The sequence below is a fragment of the Epilithonimonas lactis genome, assembly GCF_900110605.1.
In the GTDB taxonomy this organism is placed as follows: Bacteria; Bacteroidota; Bacteroidia; order Flavobacteriales; family Weeksellaceae; genus Epilithonimonas; species Epilithonimonas lactis.
On sequence record NZ_FOFI01000006.1, the window covers coordinates 1 to 18886 of the forward strand.

General features: G+C 38.4%; 16 protein-coding genes. 10 read left to right on the forward strand and 6 right to left on the reverse strand.

The genetic code is table 11. The annotated features are described in order from the left end of the window. From BMW39_RS17285 to BMW39_RS17300, 4 genes are all read left to right on the forward strand, one after another. The coding region (locus BMW39_RS17285; protein ID WP_221406077.1) for a phage baseplate assembly protein V at positions 1 to 951 on the forward strand (951 nt) is incomplete at its 5' end. 203 nt (positions 952 to 1154) lie between these two features. After that, complete coding sequence (locus tag BMW39_RS17290; protein WP_034978970.1) at positions 1155 to 2543, forward strand: hypothetical protein; 1389 nt, start codon at positions 1155 to 1157, stop codon at positions 2541 to 2543. Between the two features lie 2 nt (positions 2544 to 2545). Further along, positions 2546 to 3175 carry a hypothetical protein gene (locus BMW39_RS17295; protein WP_034978968.1) on the forward strand — a complete coding sequence of 210 codons (630 nt, stop codon included), beginning with the start codon at positions 2546 to 2548 and terminating at the stop codon, positions 3173 to 3175. A gap of 60 nt (positions 3176 to 3235) precedes the next feature. Continuing rightward, complete coding sequence (locus tag BMW39_RS17300; RefSeq protein ID WP_034978966.1) at positions 3236 to 4972, forward strand: hypothetical protein; 1737 nt, start codon at positions 3236 to 3238, stop codon at positions 4970 to 4972. Positions 4973 to 5046: 74 nt separating this feature from the next. Here the strand turns inward: BMW39_RS17300 and BMW39_RS17305 are convergent, their stop codons facing one another. Then, positions 5047 to 5325, reverse strand: coding sequence for a hypothetical protein (locus BMW39_RS17305; RefSeq protein WP_034978964.1), 279 nt, complete (start codon positions 5323 to 5325; stop codon positions 5047 to 5049). A 53-nt stretch (positions 5326 to 5378) separates the two neighbouring features. Here BMW39_RS17305 and BMW39_RS17310 point away from each other — a divergent pair, with 53 nt between their 5' ends. Next, positions 5379 to 5984: a hypothetical protein gene (locus tag BMW39_RS17310; protein ID WP_034978962.1), complete on the forward strand. Its 606-nt coding sequence runs from the start codon at positions 5379 to 5381 to the stop codon at positions 5982 to 5984. Positions 5985 to 6063: 79 nt separating this feature from the next. Beyond that, positions 6064 to 6669, forward strand: coding sequence for a hypothetical protein (locus BMW39_RS17315; RefSeq protein WP_034978960.1), 606 nt, complete (start codon positions 6064 to 6066; stop codon positions 6667 to 6669). An 80-nt stretch (positions 6670 to 6749) separates the two neighbouring features. On the opposite strand, the gene BMW39_RS17320 is transcribed toward BMW39_RS17315, so the two are convergent. From BMW39_RS17320 to BMW39_RS17340, 5 genes are all read right to left on the reverse strand, one after another. After that, positions 6750 to 7139: a hypothetical protein gene (locus BMW39_RS17320; protein ID WP_034978958.1), complete on the reverse strand. Its 390-nt coding sequence runs from the start codon at positions 7137 to 7139 to the stop codon at positions 6750 to 6752. A 45-nt stretch (positions 7140 to 7184) separates the two neighbouring features. Beyond that, on the reverse strand, positions 7185 to 8114 hold the full coding sequence (locus tag BMW39_RS17325; RefSeq protein WP_051880073.1) for a hypothetical protein: 930 nt from the start codon (positions 8112 to 8114) through the stop codon (positions 7185 to 7187). Between the two features lie 80 nt (positions 8115 to 8194). Then, entirely contained in the window at positions 8195 to 11275 is a 3081-nt protein-coding gene (locus BMW39_RS17330) for a hypothetical protein (RefSeq protein ID WP_034978954.1), read from the reverse strand. Positions 11276 to 11285: 10 nt separating this feature from the next. Beyond that, positions 11286 to 11753, reverse strand: coding sequence for a DUF4280 domain-containing protein (locus tag BMW39_RS17335; RefSeq protein WP_034978951.1), 468 nt, complete (start codon positions 11751 to 11753; stop codon positions 11286 to 11288). Positions 11754 to 11773: 20 nt separating this feature from the next. After that, on the reverse strand, positions 11774 to 12754 hold the full coding sequence (locus BMW39_RS17340; protein WP_034978949.1) for a hypothetical protein: 981 nt from the start codon (positions 12752 to 12754) through the stop codon (positions 11774 to 11776). A 454-nt stretch (positions 12755 to 13208) separates the two neighbouring features. Here BMW39_RS17340 and BMW39_RS17345 point away from each other — a divergent pair, with 454 nt between their 5' ends. Genes BMW39_RS17345 through BMW39_RS17360 form a run of 4 tightly spaced genes read left to right on the forward strand, consistent with a single transcriptional unit; the run spans position 13209 to position 18884 of the window. Further along, entirely contained in the window at positions 13209 to 15692 is a 2484-nt protein-coding gene (locus BMW39_RS17345) for an ATP-dependent Clp protease ATP-binding subunit (protein ID WP_034978947.1), read from the forward strand. Between the two features lie 10 nt (positions 15693 to 15702). Then, positions 15703 to 16542 (forward strand): lytic transglycosylase domain-containing protein, encoded by an 840-nt coding sequence (locus BMW39_RS17350; RefSeq protein ID WP_051880071.1) that lies wholly within the window; start codon positions 15703 to 15705, stop codon positions 16540 to 16542. Positions 16543 to 16554: 12 nt separating this feature from the next. Then, entirely contained in the window at positions 16555 to 16995 is a 441-nt protein-coding gene (locus BMW39_RS17355; protein WP_034978945.1) for a GPW/gp25 family protein, read from the forward strand. An 11-nt stretch (positions 16996 to 17006) separates the two neighbouring features. Further along, a complete protein-coding gene (locus tag BMW39_RS17360) occupies positions 17007 to 18884 on the forward strand; it encodes a type VI secretion system baseplate subunit TssF (RefSeq protein ID WP_034978943.1) in 1878 nt (625 codons plus the stop codon). Positions 18885 to 18886: the final 2 nt, after the last annotated feature.

The following is an 18886-nucleotide window of genomic DNA, read 5'->3' on the forward strand; positions in this document are numbered from 1 at the left end:
TGCGTTGCCGACCTGGAAATGCGAAAACCAGACAGCAATCAAACGAGTTATTTCACAAGGATCATGGTGACGGAGACCACGCACGACGTGGATACCTTGGGACATTACAAAGGGACCTTCAAGGCGATCGCAAGTGATACAGGATTTCTGCCAAGACCACAATTTGACATTCCTGCAGCGCAGCCACAGATCGCTACGGTCATCAGCAATACGGACCCACAAGGCCAAGGTCGGGTAACTGTAAAGTTCGATTGGCAATTGCACGACACCACCAATTTCATCAGGATGATGAGCCCTGATGCCGGAGGAACGGATCAAATTACCCAAAATCGTGGTTATGTTGCGATACCGGAAGTTGGCGATCAGGTGATGGTAGGTTTCGTTCACAACCATCCGGACAGACCTTTTGTCATGGGTGGGATGTTCCATGGTGGAATTGGACTTGGCGGAGGAATGGACAATCGCGTCAAATCGATCATGACAAGAAGTGGGCATAAAGTGGTCTTCACGGAGGATGAAAGCATCATCATCACGGATAAAAGCGGAAACGAGATCCATCTGGATACCACGGGAAGCAATATCAACATCACCGCACCCGAAACGATGACCTTGAATTGTAAAAATATGAACATCAATGTCACGGAAAGCATGACCACATCCGTGGGAATGAATGCTTCTGAAACGATCGGAATGAACAGCAGTCAAAGCATCGGAATGAATTCCACACAAACGGTTGGCGCCATGAAGATGACCTCCGTCATAGGTGACGCCAGTGTATTCATCACCGGAAAATTGACCGAGATGATCGATGGCGATGTGCATAGTGAAACAAAGATGGAGAGAACCGAAGTGAGTGAGAAAAGCATGAACATCCAATCCAACGAATCCATCCACAAGCATGCACAAAAAGAAGTACAAAATAACAGTGGAGAGAAATCTAAAGCGAATTAGAAATTTGCTGCAAGAGAATTGTAAAAAAGGAACTATTACAGATTGCACGGCCTTATTTCTTACTGAAGTAAGAGTATATTAAACAACTTCGAAGTAAGATTTTTCTTAAACCAATTGTGTAAATGAATCATCTGCAAATAGAATTAGAGTCCTTGATCGTCAGATTGTTTTAATAAGATTTTCAATCCAAAAGTATATCAACCATGAGCAGAACTAGAATCGTAAGAGGAATGTACACCAAAATCTCTGCAAAAGGACACAGCATGTACTCGAATGAGAACATCATTAGCAATGCTACAGGCGAGATCACCGAAGATGGTCTCACGGAAGGCATTTTCTTTGGAGACCCCAATAATCCACCTTCGACACAGATCAAAGCTAAATGTTTGGTAGAGTTTCGTCCCCATGGAAATTGGAAAGGTGAATTTGGATTTGATTGGATAAGAGCTGGTGACAGTGGTTTGGAAGGTGATAAAACTTGGATAAAAAGAATATTAGGAAAGCATTATACGGATGCAAGATATAATGTCGTAACTACTGACACAAATAGCTGGACAAACTACTTCAAGAGAGATTCTGGAATGTACACGAACCTTTTGAAATCCTTTGATACATTACAGATCAAATGGAAATCTACGAGCGGGAATCCTTATTATTATCCAGTACCAATTGTTTCATTGCTTACAAACGACAACACAGCTAAACTAAGTTTGAAGATTGACATTCAAGAGGAACCTGAAAAATTAGAAATCAAACCTAGGAAAGATAATACAGGTCTGATCATCAATAAAGTTGATATCCCAGTAAAAAAAGGCAAATATAATCTATATAACTTTCTGACGATTAAAGCATCAAAACCTCTTAAAGAAAATATATTGGTGGATGTTTTAGCTGATGGAGAAATCTGTGGACAACTCAAAATTTTGGCCAATGACAGTAAACATATCAAGAATATCAATGTCATCATAGTGCCAGTAAAGACCAAACTTGGAGCCAGAATAAATACAGGGAGAATGGTTGGCGATGGTGAATCTTACTTCAAACAAAATCTAAAACAAGCTCTCATAATCCCGAGTGTAAGATATCTGATCAACCCTTTGGATATGACAAATAGTACCTTTAAAACCAGGTTTTCAAAATCTGGAGTTATAGATCTGGATGACCTATCTGTCATTAGAAGTGGACGTGCATTATTAGAATATCTGGATACTGCATTAGAAAGAAAATATCCAAGAAGATATACTAACTTTTACAAATTATATATAATTAATGAATCTTATCCCCACCCAGTAGATCCCGGTTTGATCACGCAGGGATTTTCTCTTCTCGACACAATGCATGGCGTTTTTTTCAATGGACATGATCGTTCTACCATTTCACACGAGACATTGCACGCTATGAAATTACCGCACACTTTTGACGGAATTGAGGCCGACGCAAAATTCACTTATAAGGCACAGCAGACCGATAATATTATGGATTATTGCCATTGGTCGACAGATCTCAACGGTAATCCAAGAAAACCCGTGGAAGGGAAAACATTATTTTTTTGGCAGTGGCATCTTGTAAATCCAAATAATAAATTAAAATAAATATGAAGAATTTATTTTTATTTTTCTTGCTGACATTTATTTCTTGTGATGGGCAGGAAAAGAAAAAGACTCAAAACAAACCAGTTTCTGCTATGAAGAACTTTGATATCGAAAAATTTAATGCAAATAAGGATAAGAGAGGAATTTATCAATTCTCTTCTGACGGGAAAAACATTGAGCAGATGGCAGGAAGTGACGAAGAATTTATAGAAGAAATCATCTATCCAGCACCTTATTTTTATAGTTTTCAGAATATATATGATGAAAAAGGTCATCTAAAATCGTCGACACAGTTACTATCCAACGTCGCTATTGGAAAATCTAAAGAATTTGATGAAAGAGGAAACATTATTAAGGAAATTGATGAAGACAAAAAGTTTGGTAAAATTACTTATCGTGAAATACTAGATCTAATAAGTGAAAAGAACAATCTAGACTTGCAAAATAACAAAGGCTGGTTTAAAGATAATCGTCTGGTTTTCGAAATTAATTTTGATGAGAGAACAAAAGTATGGACGGTAAGATCCTTAACAGGTACTCATGTTATTTCTAAAAACAGTCCCAATGGACAAGCATTATCATCTTCTTTTTATCAGGAAATTGATGGTAATACTGGAAAAGTCATTAAATAAACTAAAAACCATTAAGGCCAGAATTTTCTTAATTTATTTTAAGCAAAAAGCAAATTAGATATGAGCAGAACCAGAATCGTAAAAGGAACGTATACAAAAGTGTCGGAAAAAGGGCATAGCATGTATTCTAATGAGAATATCGTGACAAGTGCCAGCAATGTGGTCACAGAGGACGGGACGGAAAACGGTTTGTTCCTTGGTTCGCCGAAATCACCGCCGAAAACAAGCAATAAGATATACGATGTCGTCATGTTCGTCGCAGGAACCACGGATCCAACAAATATCGCAGGACTAAAGCATGAGGCCAATACAACTTATTGGCAGAATAAAGAAAACCCTGCAAATTTTTGGGCTAAGTTGAAGGAATTGGGACCACAGTTTCAGAACTTATACATCGAAGGCCAATTTTTCAGTTGGTCTGGTGACAATGATACAAAGGAAAGAAATCACGCCGCAGAACGCTTGATGGAACTCCTGTCACGTGTTTACAGATTTAAAGATAATCAGGAAGTCAGTCTGCATCTCATCGGACATTCGCATGGTGGAAATGTCATCAATCAGTTTACCGAGCTCATCACCAACAAAGAGATGATCGCAAAATCAGAATTTCTGAAATCCCGCAAGGTCACCAAATTCCCAGAACATTGGAAGATAAAAAGCATCACGTATTTGTCTACGCCATTCTTTCAGAAAAAACACCAGTTGAACCATGGCAAACTTCACCAAAACTGCAAAATCATCAATGTTCATAATGAATATGACCTTACGCAGCAGCTCATTGCAAACTTCAGTCTTCTAAATCTGGAAGGATTACTTCAATCCTTTTCCAAAGACAAATTTGAGTTGGGAATCAAAACCCTCAAAAATGTCAACAAGGACGCCATCATGACCTACATGAAAAGCTGGATTTGGCAGGACATTGAGAACAAAGCAAAAAAAGCGTGGAAGGAAATGGCAAATGCGGCATTGGGAATGAATCTGATAACGCAAGAGTTGATCAATTACATCAACTCTATCAAAATAAAAAATTCCAGTTTGCAGAATGAGAAGACCTCCTTTGTCAATCTGTTGAAGCAATTCCAGCAATGGACTTTTGATGTGTATAAAAACTACGCCACGTTCCCGAAGAAATCTGATAAGTCAATATTCGTTTCAAATCTGAATTTGACGCAAGGTCTACGGGTGGTCAACATTCTCTTTGCGATTACCAGCGGTCCCAAAGATAGTTACCTTCTCAGTTTGTTGGCCAATGTCTTTGCGGAAAGCCGCGGAATTACAGATAGCATCGACCAAACCGGCTGGAATCCCAAGAGACAAACTAAGGCGCTATCGATATTAGATGTTCCTATATTTGATAAAGATCCGTATCATTCCAGAAACAAAAGAAGTAAGTTCGGTGATTTCCTGAAAGGTACACAAAGTGCTGTGCAAAGTAATAATCTGGAAGATCTGCTCATGAGATTGTTCAGCCAGTTTATTAATCCTGAAGATTTTTCGTTTCTCACGAAGGTCATTGATTGGGGCATAGAACCATTTGTCTTCGGTAAGTTGGATACGGAGGTGACCACTTTGAGAAAAAATCTAAAAATATATTCTGAATACGTGACGAAATACAACGCCGATCTGGTCGCAGAAAAAGATAAAGCCATCGTGGAGTTGGACAAAAAGCCAGGTTCCATCGTCTATCTAGCCAAGACAGCTCACAGCCTGAGTCATACGCAATTGTGGACAGACGTGGAAAAAGGGTTGAAAGAAGCTTTCAGTTCACCAAAAAGCGCACGTTACAAACCAACATAACCTATGAAGAACACATCAAAATTCTTAAGTAAATTACTGATAGTTTTTGCACTATCAGTTTTATTTGTAACGTTTTACTTTTTATTTTTTTTCGCTCCTTCTTTTGAAGCTGTGACGCTGAGATCAATTTTTAAAATCATTACGCAATTTGCGTTGGTCATCAGCATTCCTGCTTCTGTCCTATTTGTTTTGGTTGATAGTTTAATGGAAAAAATTGAGACCAAGTGGATCTTATATTTGGTCAGAGTGGTTGTTTTTCTTGGTTTGATGTATGTGGTCAGTTTGTTTTTCTCATTATATTTGATTTCAAGTTCTTTGCTGGAAAATCCTTTTAAAGAGTAGTCTTGAACCACCTATCAAATTCAATCTTTCAATCATTAATTTCAATAAAGTATCATTAGAAACCATGAATAAATTATCTGTCTACATCTTGCTGATTTTGCTCTGTGTCTCTACAAGTTCATTCTCACAAAATATCAATAAAAATGCTTTCACCGAAATCGTGGGTGAGGAAGAAGGCGACCTCAACCAGGATAAGGTGACAGACAAAATAATTGTTTCTTCCATTAATACCAATGACGTACGGCCGTTTAAATTGGAAATATGGATGTCACAACCCAATAGTAAAAAATTAAAACTTGTAGTTTCTACCACCAAACTTCTGGAGCAGCAATACGACGCTGAAAAATATAAAATGAAAAAAAATTTCCGGATCCCGGATGTTGTTATTGAAAATGGAAAACTGACCATCCTTACCACTATCAATGAGTTGAAAAGCCGCTATGTTTTCAGATTCAAAGATGGTAACTTTGAACTAACTAATATTTCTCGAATTCTCTGGGATGGAAAAGAAACGACCACCGAAACCGAAATTGACCTCCTGAAGGGTAGCAAGGTGGTTTTTGATCAGGACTCTGGTCCAAACAAAAAATATAAAGTTAGAGATAAATCCAAGCCCAAACCTTTGCCGAAAATTCAGGATCTCACATCTGCTGACCTTGCAAATTATTGATATCAATGTATCATATAAGTCACTATTAAAAGTAGTTTTAATTCATTAAACTGATCACCCAATAACACATCAACATACTGTGAGAAATCTTTTTCTGTACCTCATCTTAATTTTACTTTCTTCAAATCTTCAAGCGCAGAAAACTGTTGCTAAAAATAAGTTTGATGTCATCGTAAAAGAGGAAGAAGGCGACCTGAATAATGACAAAAAAAATGATAAGGTGATTGTAGAAATGGATGTGGTAAGTGACACAAGACCTCTCAGATTGCGGGTTTTCCTTTCACAACCCAATAAAAAAGAACTTCAGCTAGCGGTCTCATCTACTCAAATAATAGAAAGCCAATATCCCACCGAAAAGAACGGCGAGCATAGTGAGGGAACGATTCCGGACTTTTTCATTGAGGATGGGAATCTACAAATGCTAACGGATATCCGTGGTTTCAAAAGTCGCTATACTTTTCGATTCAAGAATGACAGTTTTGAATTGATCAAAATCTCACGGGTCATTTGGGATGGAAAAAATACAACTTCAGAAACCGAGATCGATCTCTTGAAAGGAACCAAAATAGAATTTGATCAAGAACTAGGCTCGGATGAAATTTTAAATAAAAGAAATACTAAAAAGATCATCAAACCTCTTCCCAAAATTACGGATTTAAAATTTTCTGATCTGGAAGCTTTTTAAAGTGGCACTTTGTATCAACCGTGACGTTTTTATTTTACTAAAACCTAAGTATTTGTTGAATTTGGTTGCTATTTTAACATTTATTTTTGCTTCAATAAAATCACAATCCCAAAAAATAAAAATGTCAAACTGATTATGGATAAAACCAGTTGAAAGGCTGTGAAACCTCTACTGATGCCATATTTTTCACTGTAATAAATATTGATCTTATTATTAATTTCTTTTTCTGTGCCGCTATTATTTTTATCCGTTAATTGTACTGTTCTATTTTTATAATTAAATCGTAAAATTGGATAAGTTGTATAACTGGGTTTGTCAAATTTTTTATATTTATTTTCAATTCTGTCAAGTCCAACAACTAATGCCACCGTTTTTTCTCCCTGAAAAATTCGGGAAAGGGACCCAATAATACCATAGGCCAAAAATCCACCAATTAAAATTAAAGCGACCGCAAATATCCTAATGATCATTAGGTAACATCTTAAATTAAGTACTTCATTATTGTCAAGTTTTATTTACCTGATGACTTCCAACTCCTTCTTTCCCTTTGGTATATGAAAGTATAAAAGGTAGGTATTATTTTTAAACTTTCCATCTGCAACCTCGTAGTTTCCCCAGAGTGGTGAGCCACCATCGATCACATCGATCAAAGTCGCAATCTTCCCATCGCCGTAAAGCGCAACTTTATAATTTTCAATTGGTTTCATTTTGAGCCCTTTTTGTCCCCATCTTTCTATAAAGGTGGACAGGAACTTATCATTGGTCTTTTTATCGTAAAAGTAAGCTTGGGCAATCTCCTTCTCTGCATTCAATTTCTGATTAGCTATTTGATTCAGATTTCCATCTTGAAGCAGTTTATGAAAATTTTCATATTGTTTTAAAAGCTGTTGCTTTAAAGTATTGGCATCTACGCCGTTCAAGTCGGTACTGTTTTGCCAACCAGCCAATGTGTAGGGTACATCTGCTTCAAAAGTTCCACTGTACTCTATGTATGGTTTACCAGCATCGTTTAAAATATTTTGTCCATTTTTTTCATCTTTTTTAGTCGGCGCACGGAACTCTACAACTTTGCCAAATCGCTTTTCAATACCGCCATTATCACCGAATCTCACACCTTCTATATCCAGCTCGACCCGGGCACCTGGCTGGATTTCGGATTGAGGAACTAGGGTAACCTTACCATCAACTTCTTTTCTGTCTCTCACAGGATAGATCCTGATTTTCCAATTTTGAACGCCTGGTTTTAGAATGGCAATATTTATAGGTGTACTTCCGCTCGCAGAACCATTACCAGGACCAAAATATCTGTCAACTGGATAATCATTGATCAACACTTCGTAATTACATCCTCCAATGAAAATCATGGCCTGATAATTAATTCGCTGATCGATATGTTTCACATCCTTATATAAATTTCCTAATATTTCTGTTGATTTTGCATCCATAGTTTCTTTGTTTTGTCCACAACTTTGCAGGCTAATTAAACTGATTATTAAAATGAAGTATTTGTACATAGTTTATGATTTTATTCTTTTTTGGATGGGAAATAAAATTTTCCCCATTTTTTCGGTTCCTTCCATGCATCGATCGCTTGCCAACTGAATTCGTTTGTACTTTCCACAGAACCATATTTTGACTCGCCATCTCTGCTGGTAGCTTGACCAGAAAGACTTGCTTCGCCTTTGATCTCTAAACCTTCAAATGTCATCTCCGGTGCCAGATACCAGCCATAATCGTCTGTATCTATAGGTGCTTTCGCGGTCCATTTTGCTGTGGCCTCCGCACCAAGTTTTCCAGTTACGATGACTTTGACAAAGAACGTCTTCTTTTCTATATTAAGTTCGATAGCGATCTTCAGTTTGAATTCCAGGTCACATGAAAGTTCTGCGATCTGTTTGTCATTGGCATTCCTATCATCTTTATTGAAGCTATTTTCACCGGTCTTTGTGTTTAGAAAACCTTGAAGTTTACCACCAAATGTTCCTGCTGCGCTTAATTCACAAGTGATTTGACTGCCATCACCTATAATTGCCATTGTGATATCTGCAGCAGCAATTACGGCCAATGCGACTGGATGCGCCCGCTGTGCCAATGCTAGAAAATCAAGTGTTGCGGTAATTCCAATGAGTGGTGTCAGTTCCAACACACCTTGCAGTATAACACCTGTCTGATTATAGAACGGACCGCGTTGCTGAATATTTTCCAAGCTCCATTCAAATTGTGCCTCCACTTGTGGCCATTGAATGCTTATTGTACCGATGGACCTTGTCAAATCTAACTCATGCTTTTGAGATTGACTGTCCATTCTTCTTTGTAGATTATTAATATCTTTTCTGGCTCTTTCCTTATCCTTTTCTGTGGCCGCCTCGGCTAAACGTCTTCGCGCATTATTGAGGTGAGTTCTCGTTTGTTCTAGATCTTTTCTTTGTTGTTGCTCATTTTTATTTGTAACACTTTCTAGTGCCGCTCTATGCTCGGCATCGGGTTCGTTGTGCTTGGCATCCTTTTTATTCTCATCACCTAGAAAAACTGAATTTACAAATCTTCCGATTGCTCCCAAACTATCCAATAATGACCTCACTTGTTTGGTAATGTCCGCAGTGGCATCATATTCATTATCCTTATCCCACTTTGCTCCCAAAGATATCCCGATACTTTTATCACCACTTTTGATCCACTTTTGCGGCTCTCTTTTGAATTTTGCTTTGTTGGTATCCGCATACCGCTGATTTCCCATGAGTTCTTTTTCAACTTCAGTGTTTGTGTAGGAAAGCTTGAGGCTCCAGGCAACGTCTGGATAAGTCTTAATTGCGACATTTTGTTGATATCGGCAAGTATTGGTTTTTACAGTATAGGTATTGGTAGGAACACCATTTCCCAACCAAAAATATCTGAATATTGGATGTACCTGGATTCCTGCTAAGCTGATTGGATTATAATTATAAATGTATCTCGCTTTGAATTTCAATTGCTTGTCATCACCATCTGCTGTGTACTTTTCCAATTTACCATTGAAGGCCACCACTTGTTCGTGACTCATATTGGCGCTATCTCCTCCAATTTGAACCTTCACTTTGCTATCAAACGAAGTACTGCTTTCCTCTTCTTCTTTTGCGTTTTCCTCAATCTTTTTTTCAGGATAATCGATTAGGCCAAGTGCATGTTTTTCGTGGTCGTTTTCTGAACCATCAAAAGAGCATTCTGTGGTATTTGTGTCCAGATCGATTGTGATATCTTGAGCATTATTGATAGGACCTGCTACCACTTCGAAGAGATTGAGCGGTGGAACAGACTTGTCTTCCAGTAAATCTACAGTTCGCGTGCCATCATTGATCTCAAACTTACTGTAACCACAGGGATGAAATGATTGAATATTGGTCTCGACCTTATCTACGAAGACAGGCATATTACCTGTCTCAGGAATTTGAACATTAGGATTCTCGCGACAATTGACCGTTAAACCGACATCGAGATCTTGTTTTTTATTACTGAAAAGAATCGTTGGTTTAATGATGATCGTAACTTCGCCTGCACACCATGCGGGATCTACGTACAGATCGAGAACGGCCTTTTGAACATTTGGCACACCTGTGATACTTCCATCAGAATAGTCGTCTTCGGCTTTTATTAAATGTCCTGTAATAGCACCATTAGGTGGTTGTACACTTTTTGGATCAGAATAATCATGAATCTCTACCTCTGTTAAAAACAGATCCTTTGACTCTGCCACTTCATAAACCGAATCTGGTTGATCAGCTTTTCTGTTCTTATACACCATCACTGTATGAGCGTAGGTATTTGCTTTCAAAGTTTTACCACTGGCTTTCAGTTCAACCCTGATATTATGGCCATACATGCTTTTCGTGTAGATATGCAGTTGGACTTTGGAGCCAGGCGCAACTGGACTATCGAGTTTTATTGGATTCTTATCTTTGTCATAGCCGTACCATTCTGCAGTTACAATCTGTGGATTATCACTAGTTGTATGGACATATAATCCATTTTTGATACTTCCGGTTGGATTTTCAGTTTCATAAAAGGGTTCCACCCAAGCGAAACCGCCACCGTGTAAATGCTGCCTAATAGTCAAAGGCAACTCTTTTGTTCCCCTTGCAATGGCTTCATTCTTACCACTTGTAGTGCTGCTTCTCTGAAATGCAAGGTTCCATGCCCACACCACAGAACTATACGCTTCCTCAACAGCATCTATCTCTTCCTGTAAACTTTTCAGTAGATTATCTTTTGCTTTTTTTAGATCCTCTGCACGTTTTGTAGCAATCTTATAATTTTCATCATAACTCACTTGTGCATGTGTCACTTCTTTGCCGTTGTGAGTTTCCATTTTGATCCACTCACCGCCCTGGTTATATCTATCTGTCGCCTGTTGGAAAAGTCTGTTTTGCTCTACCGCCAGATTGGTTTCAATTTCTGTTTTTTCTGCCTTTATTGCATCTATTTTATCCTGAATGACTTTTTTTTCATCAATGTATTCTCTGATGCCAATTGTGAAGCCTTCTCCCTCTTTGATGGTCAATGCACGATATTGCTCATTAAAATCAGCATTCGCAGGTCTCAGGACAATTGCAGTTAATGTCTTATTTCCCATGTTTACTTTTTTATGATTCTAGCATATCTGTTTTTCTTATATACTGACCGACAGTTGTGAATGGAAACAATTCCGCCAAAACCTCTTCATCCGCATTCTTCACATTCTGCTGAGACACTTCCGCAGTCTGACCATGATTGATGATACTAATACAATCTGGCGCACCTATCGGACAGGTCGCCTTACTATCTTCCAGCAATGCATTGCCTTTGTTTTCCTCCAGTGTGATCTTTTTGTAGAAGCCTTTCCATTCGGTGACGGTTACTTGGCACGGATTATTGTTGAGTTTAGAACAGTTTCCAAACATATTCTTTTCGAAGGTTTTGCCAATGTCTTTGTTGGTTGCCATTAGTTTCTCACTTCCTTTATTATCATTGATGTAACGTTGGGTTTGGGTCAACACTTTCAGCTTATCGGGTGTCGTCCCAAAATTGCACCGACAAAGAGCGCCTTGGCAAACGAGATGTTTCTCACTCATAATATCGTTTTTTCTAATAGTTAATTCAAATCACCGATGTCAAACAGTTGAAATTCAATCTTCAATTCTTTTTCCTTCACAAATGTGCTGGCAAAACCAGTTACAGAAAATATCTCGTGTGAATCCTTATCCAATTTGTATAACATATCAATATTTCCCAATTCATTTTTCCTCTCAAACGGATTCGTCTGCTCTTTCCCCGAGACTTGCAATGCGATTTTGTTTCCTCTCGTAAATTCCTTTTTCAATTCATATTGAACTTCATAAGAGATGTTCTCCCGGATATTTGCAAAATAAAAATCTGCCTGTCCATCTTTGGTGTAGCCAGAATAAGTTTGATAGATTGGAAAAAAGAACAATTTGTAAAAAACGCTTTGCAGGAAAAGATCTTTTTTTGCATTCAAGTTTTTGAAAACAAGATCCAGCCGTGAAAGGATCTCTTCTGAAGTTTCTCCCACATAATATTCTTTCAGTTTAGGAAGCACCTCACTTTGCCACCTTTCGTTGATCGATTTTTCATTTTCAATCTTGGACAGTGTACCGTTGGCGTTCAAAGAGACCTTTAAAGGATAGAGGGTTTTCTCAGCAGCCTCAAATATTTTCTCGATGATATTTCCGATTTCCTGATTATTTACAAAATTCTTTTTCTTATTAATCTCCACAAATGCTCCTTCCCTCTTAACCTCAACTTCAAAGTGAATTTGTATGTCACTGTGAAGATATTTTATAACGACACCATACTTTTTCTCACTTCTGCCAAGTGGATATTTTAGTGTACTGTTTGGTAACGAGCGGGACGTTTTTGATTCAAAATTAATTTTCGGGATATAGATGAAAGGCACATATTTCGGCATATGCAGCGGCAATAGCTCACTGATCTCACAATTACTGTTATGAAATTGAATCAGTTCGTTCTTTGGAATATGATATTCTTGTGATAACACTTCCAGATCCAGCAATCCGTCTACATTTATCTTGATGAAATTGTCCTTTGAAATCATTTAATAATAAATAATTATTGATTAATAAATATAGGCAACAAAACAAATCAGTTGAATTTTCGAACCCATTATTTTAAAAATTGTAGTAATTCTACGATTTCACTTTTTTGTATCCGAAATTTCGTCCAACCGAATATTGAAGATTCACTTAAGAACTAAAAATTAAGCTGAGTCCAAACCTCGAACCAAAAACTCTTTAAAAATTAATATTAATTTAAATTAACACTATAAAAGTTAAATCATTGATTATTTTTAATATAACATCACCAATAATTTTTATTTTGATATAAATTACACAAATCAGCATCAATATTGATAAAATGGCACTATTTTTAGTCGTGTTTTAGTTGTGAGAAGTGATTTTGAAAATAGGAACCCAATTTTTATTTTAGAAATCACTAACTTTATTTTTACAAAGCCTTGAATTATAATTAAATACAAATAAATCCTATATATGAGTGTATTAATTACTAGCGAGACCATAAAAGAAGTTTTCCATATTGCACAGTCTGTTGCAAGAGAAAATTACAATGCTCAATATGGAGCTTCCCATCTTTTACAAGCCCTTTTGCATAATAATTTTGGTCTAAAGGATTTCCTTACCAACATTGAAAAAGATCCTGGCTACATCTACGAATGGGCAGAAGTAAGAATAGAGGAATATCCCAAAACCACACACCTTCCCGACGACATCTCGAAAGACGAAAAGGTCAATCTCATTTTGGAAGAAGCAGATGACATCAGATTAAAATTGGGATTGGACGAAGTCTCACCGCTTTGTTTGCTGGCTGCCATCGCAAAACCTAATGTCGCCTATTCCGTTCAAGAATTGAAATCTTTCCCACTTCGCGAACATGAAATATTAAATGTTTTCCGAGGAGAGGAAAAGAAGGTCAACCTTCAGGAAAATCATCTTACGGGAAATTCTACGCCAAATAAAAACTCATTTCCAGCCATCAACAGCTATTGTGTTGATAAAACCGAACAAGCCAGAAATGGAAAGCTGGATAATATTGTCGGACGAGACAAAGAGCTTAGAATGCTGATTGAGATCCTTTGTCGCCGTACAAAACCCAATGTGATTATCGTAGGTGAACCAGGCGTTGGTAAAACTGCACTACTAGAAGGTTTTGCGATTGAGATCAACAAAGGAAATGTTCCAGAAATGCTTAAGGAAGCCACTTTATTAGAACTCGACACAGGCGCGCTTTTGGCAGGCACATCGTACAAAGGTGAGATTGAAGACCGATTAAAAAAGGTCATCAACGAATGTAAAAACATAAACAAAGCCGTGCTTTTCATTGATGAGATTCATTCATTATTGGACAGCAAAGGAAGCGCGGGAAACGTCGCCAACCTTTTGAAACCAGAATTGGCAAGAGGCGAGATCACCGTCATTGGCGCAACCACACAAGAAGAATACCGCAAGATCATAGAACCGGAAAGAGCCTTCGACAGACGATTTGAAGTTTTAAATGTGGAAGAACCAAATGAAATTACTTGCGTAAAAATGATTGACGTTCTTTTGGATGGCTATAAAAATCATCACAAAGTTGAAGTTGACAGAAGTGCGTTGGCAGATTGCGTGACTCTTGCAAAACGCTATTCCAAGGGAAAAAAACTTCCGGATTCTGCAATTGACCTGCTGGACAGAACGATGGCTTCCATCAAAATGCTGGATGAACTGTCCGAAACGGAACTGAAAGCCTGGAAAGAAAATTATGATAAGATCATCGAAGAAAGTGATGAGAAAGACCCGCTTTTGGTAGATGAACTGATCTGGAATTTCAATCTTCTTCAGAATAAGCTAAGTCCAATCCTCTGGGGTTCGCTTTCCGAGCAACATACTTTGGAAACATCGATGGACATTGGTCAAATTAAAAATATCATCGATTCTACTTTCGAAGAATTAATTCAGTTGGCAGCTGTGAAACGTGAAAAGGTTGGAAAACTGGAATTGGCAGCTGTGATGGCTGCAAAAACCGGAATTCCCATTGGAAGAATTCAGGCCAAAGAAAAAGAAAAACTCCTCAATATGGAGGAAATGCTTATCAAAAGAGTTGTAGGTCAAGACCACGCTTTGAAGACATTATCCGACGCCATCGTAGAAAACCGAAGTGGTCTTAATAAGCCTGGACAACCGATTGGCTCGTTTTTCTTACTTGGACCAACAGGAACAGGAAAGACCGAATTGGCAAAATCTGTCGCAGAATTACTTTTCAATGATGAATCTGCGATGATCCGTTTTGACATGTCCGAGTTCAAGGAAGAACATTCCGCGGCCTTGCTTTATGGTGCGCCACCAGGATATGTGGGTTACGAGGAAGGTGGAATGCTGGTCAACAAAATCAGACAACAACCCTATTCTGTGGTTCTTTTTGATGAGATCGAGAAAGCGCATACATCAGTATTTGACGTTTTCCTACAAATTATGGATGAAGGAAAGGTTCATGATAAATTGGGAAAAGAAGGCGACTTCAGCAACTCATTGATCTTATTTACTTCCAATATCGGAAGTGAAGAGATTGTAAAACATTTTGAGAAGAATGAGATTCCGACCTCGAAGAACTTAATGAAAATCATGACAGATTCTGGAAGATTCCGACCGGAATTTTTGGCTAGGATTACAGAGATCATTCCGTTTGCACCGATCAATGAGAATATGGCCGAGAAAATCTTTAGTATTCAATTGAAGTCATTAAGAAAAGCATTGACAAGACTTGGCATAGATTTCAATATCAGCGACGAAGCAATAAAAAACCTGGCTTTGAATGGATTCAGCAGCAAATATGGCGCGCGCCAGATCTCTGGTGTTATCCGCGCTCAGTTGGCAAGACCAATCTCGAAAAAAATCGTTCGTGAAGAAGTGAAAGCTGGACAGACCATCAACGTCAGTTGGAATACTGAGAACGAAGATCTAATATGGGAAATAGCTTAATAAACAAAAAATGAAAACACTTGTCCTCATATTTTGTTTCATTTCCTATTCTGCTCTATATGCCCAAGGTCTGAATGCCTCTGACACGTCCGAACAAAGTGTTCGGCGGTATCAGAACATCATCAAAAGCAATAAGCAACTGGTAGATTTCATCGAATATACGTTTGTCAAAAAGGGCATTCCTAGACATTTGAAAAATCTGGCGGTCATAGAATCAGGACTTGACCACACGCAAACTTCCCATGCAGGAGCAAAAGGCCTATGGCAATTTATGAGTGGGCACGCAAACGATTACGGCTTGACGGATGAGAACCGAAGCGACATGTACAAAAGCACGAAAACGGCAGCTATTTCTCTGAAAAACCTATATAAAAAATATGGAAATTGGGTGACAGTTGTAGCAGCTTATAACTGTGGCGAAGGCAACATCCAAAAGGCGATGAACAAAGCAAACTCCAGGGCTTATACAGATTTCGCAGCTTATTTGCCTTCAGAAACTCAAAATCATGTCAAAAAATATCTGAACGCTAGCTACGCCACCGGAGAATTGAACCAAGTATTGAATGATTACAGGACTTTTGCGGCCAACAAAAAAGCTTTTGTTCCCTTCAAATCGGACTTTTCCACTTCGCAGGAAAATCTGGCAGAAACGAAACTTAATGGTGCTTTCAGCATCGATGCAATTGCTGAATGGTTGGACGTTTCGAATGAACAGATCTTGGCCTGGAATCCAAAATTGCAGGAAAAACTGAATGAGAAAGGAGAAAGTGATTTTTATCTGCCCAAAGATCTGATGGTGAATTTTCTGATGAATAAAAATAAGATCCTGACCAATTCTTTGAAAAACTAATACGCCGGAATTATGGAAAATCAAAACTACAAGATCCCCTTCAATCCTTTGAATATGATGACCAGCAATGGACAGATAGAAACCTGTGATATTGCGGAAAGCATTGCGCAGAATATCATGTTGCTCATCATCACCAAAAAAGGGGAAAACAGATACGACGAGGAATACGGCAACGACGTGTGGAGCGTAGAATTTGACAATGGTGTGACCCCTGCAAAATGGGAAAACCTGTTTGTGACCAGTTTGCGAAGACAAATAGCAGACTACGAGCCAAGACTGGTGAATGCGACGGTAGAAGCCCACATCAATTACGTGGAACACAGCTATGAGACGAGAGGTTTCAGTGAAGTGAAGAAAAAAGTGAAAGTCGGGATCAATGCAAAGTTAGAAGCTACAGGCGAGCGTTTCAGTTTTTCCACAGAATTATTTCTAAGTCCAATGTCAATCGATTAAAATAACAAACTATGAGTTTTGATCAACAACAGACCTTTTCCAAGGAAGTCATCAAGGCAAGAATGCTTCAAAACGCGACCAAACTTTGGGGATTGAAAAGCATCCAATCTTTGGACCCATTTGTGAAATTGCTTATAGATGCTTTCAGCACAGAGGTTTTCAAAGCCAATAATGAGATCCAGACCATCAACGGTAGAATCTTGGAGCGATTGGCAAAATTACTTACGCCAACAAACTACACGCACCCAACGCCGTCGCACGCTATCGCATTTTGCATGCCAGAGGAAGATACGGAGATCTTGATGGAACATTCTGAGTTTTTCATCAAAAAACATTTGAGTTCATTTAGAAAGACACAATCTGACAAGCAGGTGGAAATTCCTTTCACGCCTGTCGATAACATTAATCTAATAAAAGCGCAAACTGTTTTGATGGTTGCTGGAAACACCGTCTATCACATCGATGAACAATTAAATAAAATACCGATTCAAAGAATCTCACCAAATGTTGCAGATTACCGAAATATCAATATTGGAATCGACGTTAGTGGCTACAACTCGGAGAACTTTCCAGAAAAGTTCAGTCTTTACTGTTCGAATCCTACTTATGAAAAGATAGATTTCGTTTACAGACTTCTACCGCACATCAAGGTCTTTCATAATAATCTTCCTTTACAAGTCTCTTCTGGCATTAGTTATAACAAAATGCAGGAGCAGGAAGGCTATGAAGGGATTTTCGAGGAGCAATCCATCAGACAAAAAATAAAAGAAGATGTCAAAAATCTCTATCAGCACAAGTTCATTGAGATCACTGGCGTCTACCCTTCCCTATTCAAAAAAATAGAATCTGGTCTGCCAGAAAACATTGATGATGGAAGCTCGGCCTTTGATCCATTCAGAAACAAAAAGATACTTTGGCTGAAGCTGGAATTTCCGCCACAATTCACCTCGGAGATCCTGGAGAATTTTTCTTTTATTTTAAATGCTTTTCCAGTCTATAACAGAGGTTGGAAAAAGACAGAATACAATCTGGACATCATGGGAAACAATATCCCGATGGAAACCAGTGAAGAAGAATTTTTCCTTTACGTGGAAGAAGTTGTGGATGGATTGGGTAAGCGATATTCTGAAATTCCCTTTACGCCAAATGATGAGATAGAGAAAGGCCTTTTCACCGTCCGAAAAGGCGGCATGGAACGTTTCACTCAGCGAAATGCAACCGACCTGATGTCCCACGTCATGGAATTGTTGAGAGATGAAGTCGCTGCTTTTGCCATCATCAATAGAGACAAAGTTAAAGATGTGCTTGGTGAGATCTCTGATAAAATGAAAGGTCTGATGAAAAAAGTGGACCAAGCAAACCGAGAGTTGAAGGAAGATGTGAATTACGTCATCATAGAACCTTTAGAAAATTCTGTCCACACCTATGCATCGTTTTGGGTTTGTCATGCTTCATTGGCAAACAGCTTACGACCGTGTACGGACCTTAATTCTCAGAAGAAATTTCAAGTTATTACCCTGATTACAGAAACCACTGGCGGCGCTGAGGAAAAAAAACAATCAGACACGATCCTGGCCTACAAATACGCACTGACCAGCCGAGACAAGATCATCTCTGCAGAAGATGTGAAAAATTATTGTAAAATGATGCTGAATAGCGAACTGAAAAATGTTTCTGTAAGACGAGGAACCATGATCAGCGACAAGCCACGTGAAGGTTTTATCCGCACTGTGGATGTGGAGATCACACCGCACAATTATACTTTCTATGGCCGAAAATATTGGGACAATCTGGCAGATATCCTGCGCAACAACATCAAAGCAAAAGCAATAGATGGTGTGGAGTACCGTGTGATGATCATTGAGGATGCGATGCACCTGGAACTATAAGT

Coding starts and splice junctions, on each gene's coding strand:
- BMW39_RS17290 (WP_034978970.1), top strand. CDS start 1,155: ATGAGCAGAACTAGAATCGTAAGAGGAATGTACACCAAAATCTCTGCA.
- BMW39_RS17295 (WP_034978968.1), top strand. CDS start 2,546: ATGAAGAATTTATTTTTATTTTTCTTGCTGACATTTATTTCTTGTGAT.
- BMW39_RS17300 (WP_034978966.1), top strand. CDS start 3,236: ATGAGCAGAACCAGAATCGTAAAAGGAACGTATACAAAAGTGTCGGAA.
- BMW39_RS17310 (WP_034978962.1), top strand. CDS start 5,379: ATGAATAAATTATCTGTCTACATCTTGCTGATTTTGCTCTGTGTCTCT.
- BMW39_RS17320 (WP_034978958.1), bottom strand. CDS start 7,139: ATGATCATTAGGATATTTGCGGTCGCTTTAATTTTAATTGGTGGATTT.
- BMW39_RS17325 (WP_051880073.1), bottom strand. CDS start 8,114: ATGGATGCAAAATCAACAGAAATATTAGGAAATTTATATAAGGATGTG.
- BMW39_RS17330 (WP_034978954.1), bottom strand. CDS start 11,275: ATGGGAAATAAGACATTAACTGCAATTGTCCTGAGACCTGCGAATGCT.
- BMW39_RS17335 (WP_034978951.1), bottom strand. CDS start 11,753: ATGAGTGAGAAACATCTCGTTTGCCAAGGCGCTCTTTGTCGGTGCAAT.
- BMW39_RS17340 (WP_034978949.1), bottom strand. CDS start 12,754: ATGATTTCAAAGGACAATTTCATCAAGATAAATGTAGACGGATTGCTG.
- BMW39_RS17345 (WP_034978947.1), top strand. CDS start 13,209: ATGAGTGTATTAATTACTAGCGAGACCATAAAAGAAGTTTTCCATATT.
- BMW39_RS17350 (WP_051880071.1), top strand. CDS start 15,703: ATGAAAACACTTGTCCTCATATTTTGTTTCATTTCCTATTCTGCTCTA.
- BMW39_RS17355 (WP_034978945.1), top strand. CDS start 16,555: ATGGAAAATCAAAACTACAAGATCCCCTTCAATCCTTTGAATATGATG.
- BMW39_RS17360 (WP_034978943.1), top strand. CDS start 17,007: ATGAGTTTTGATCAACAACAGACCTTTTCCAAGGAAGTCATCAAGGCA.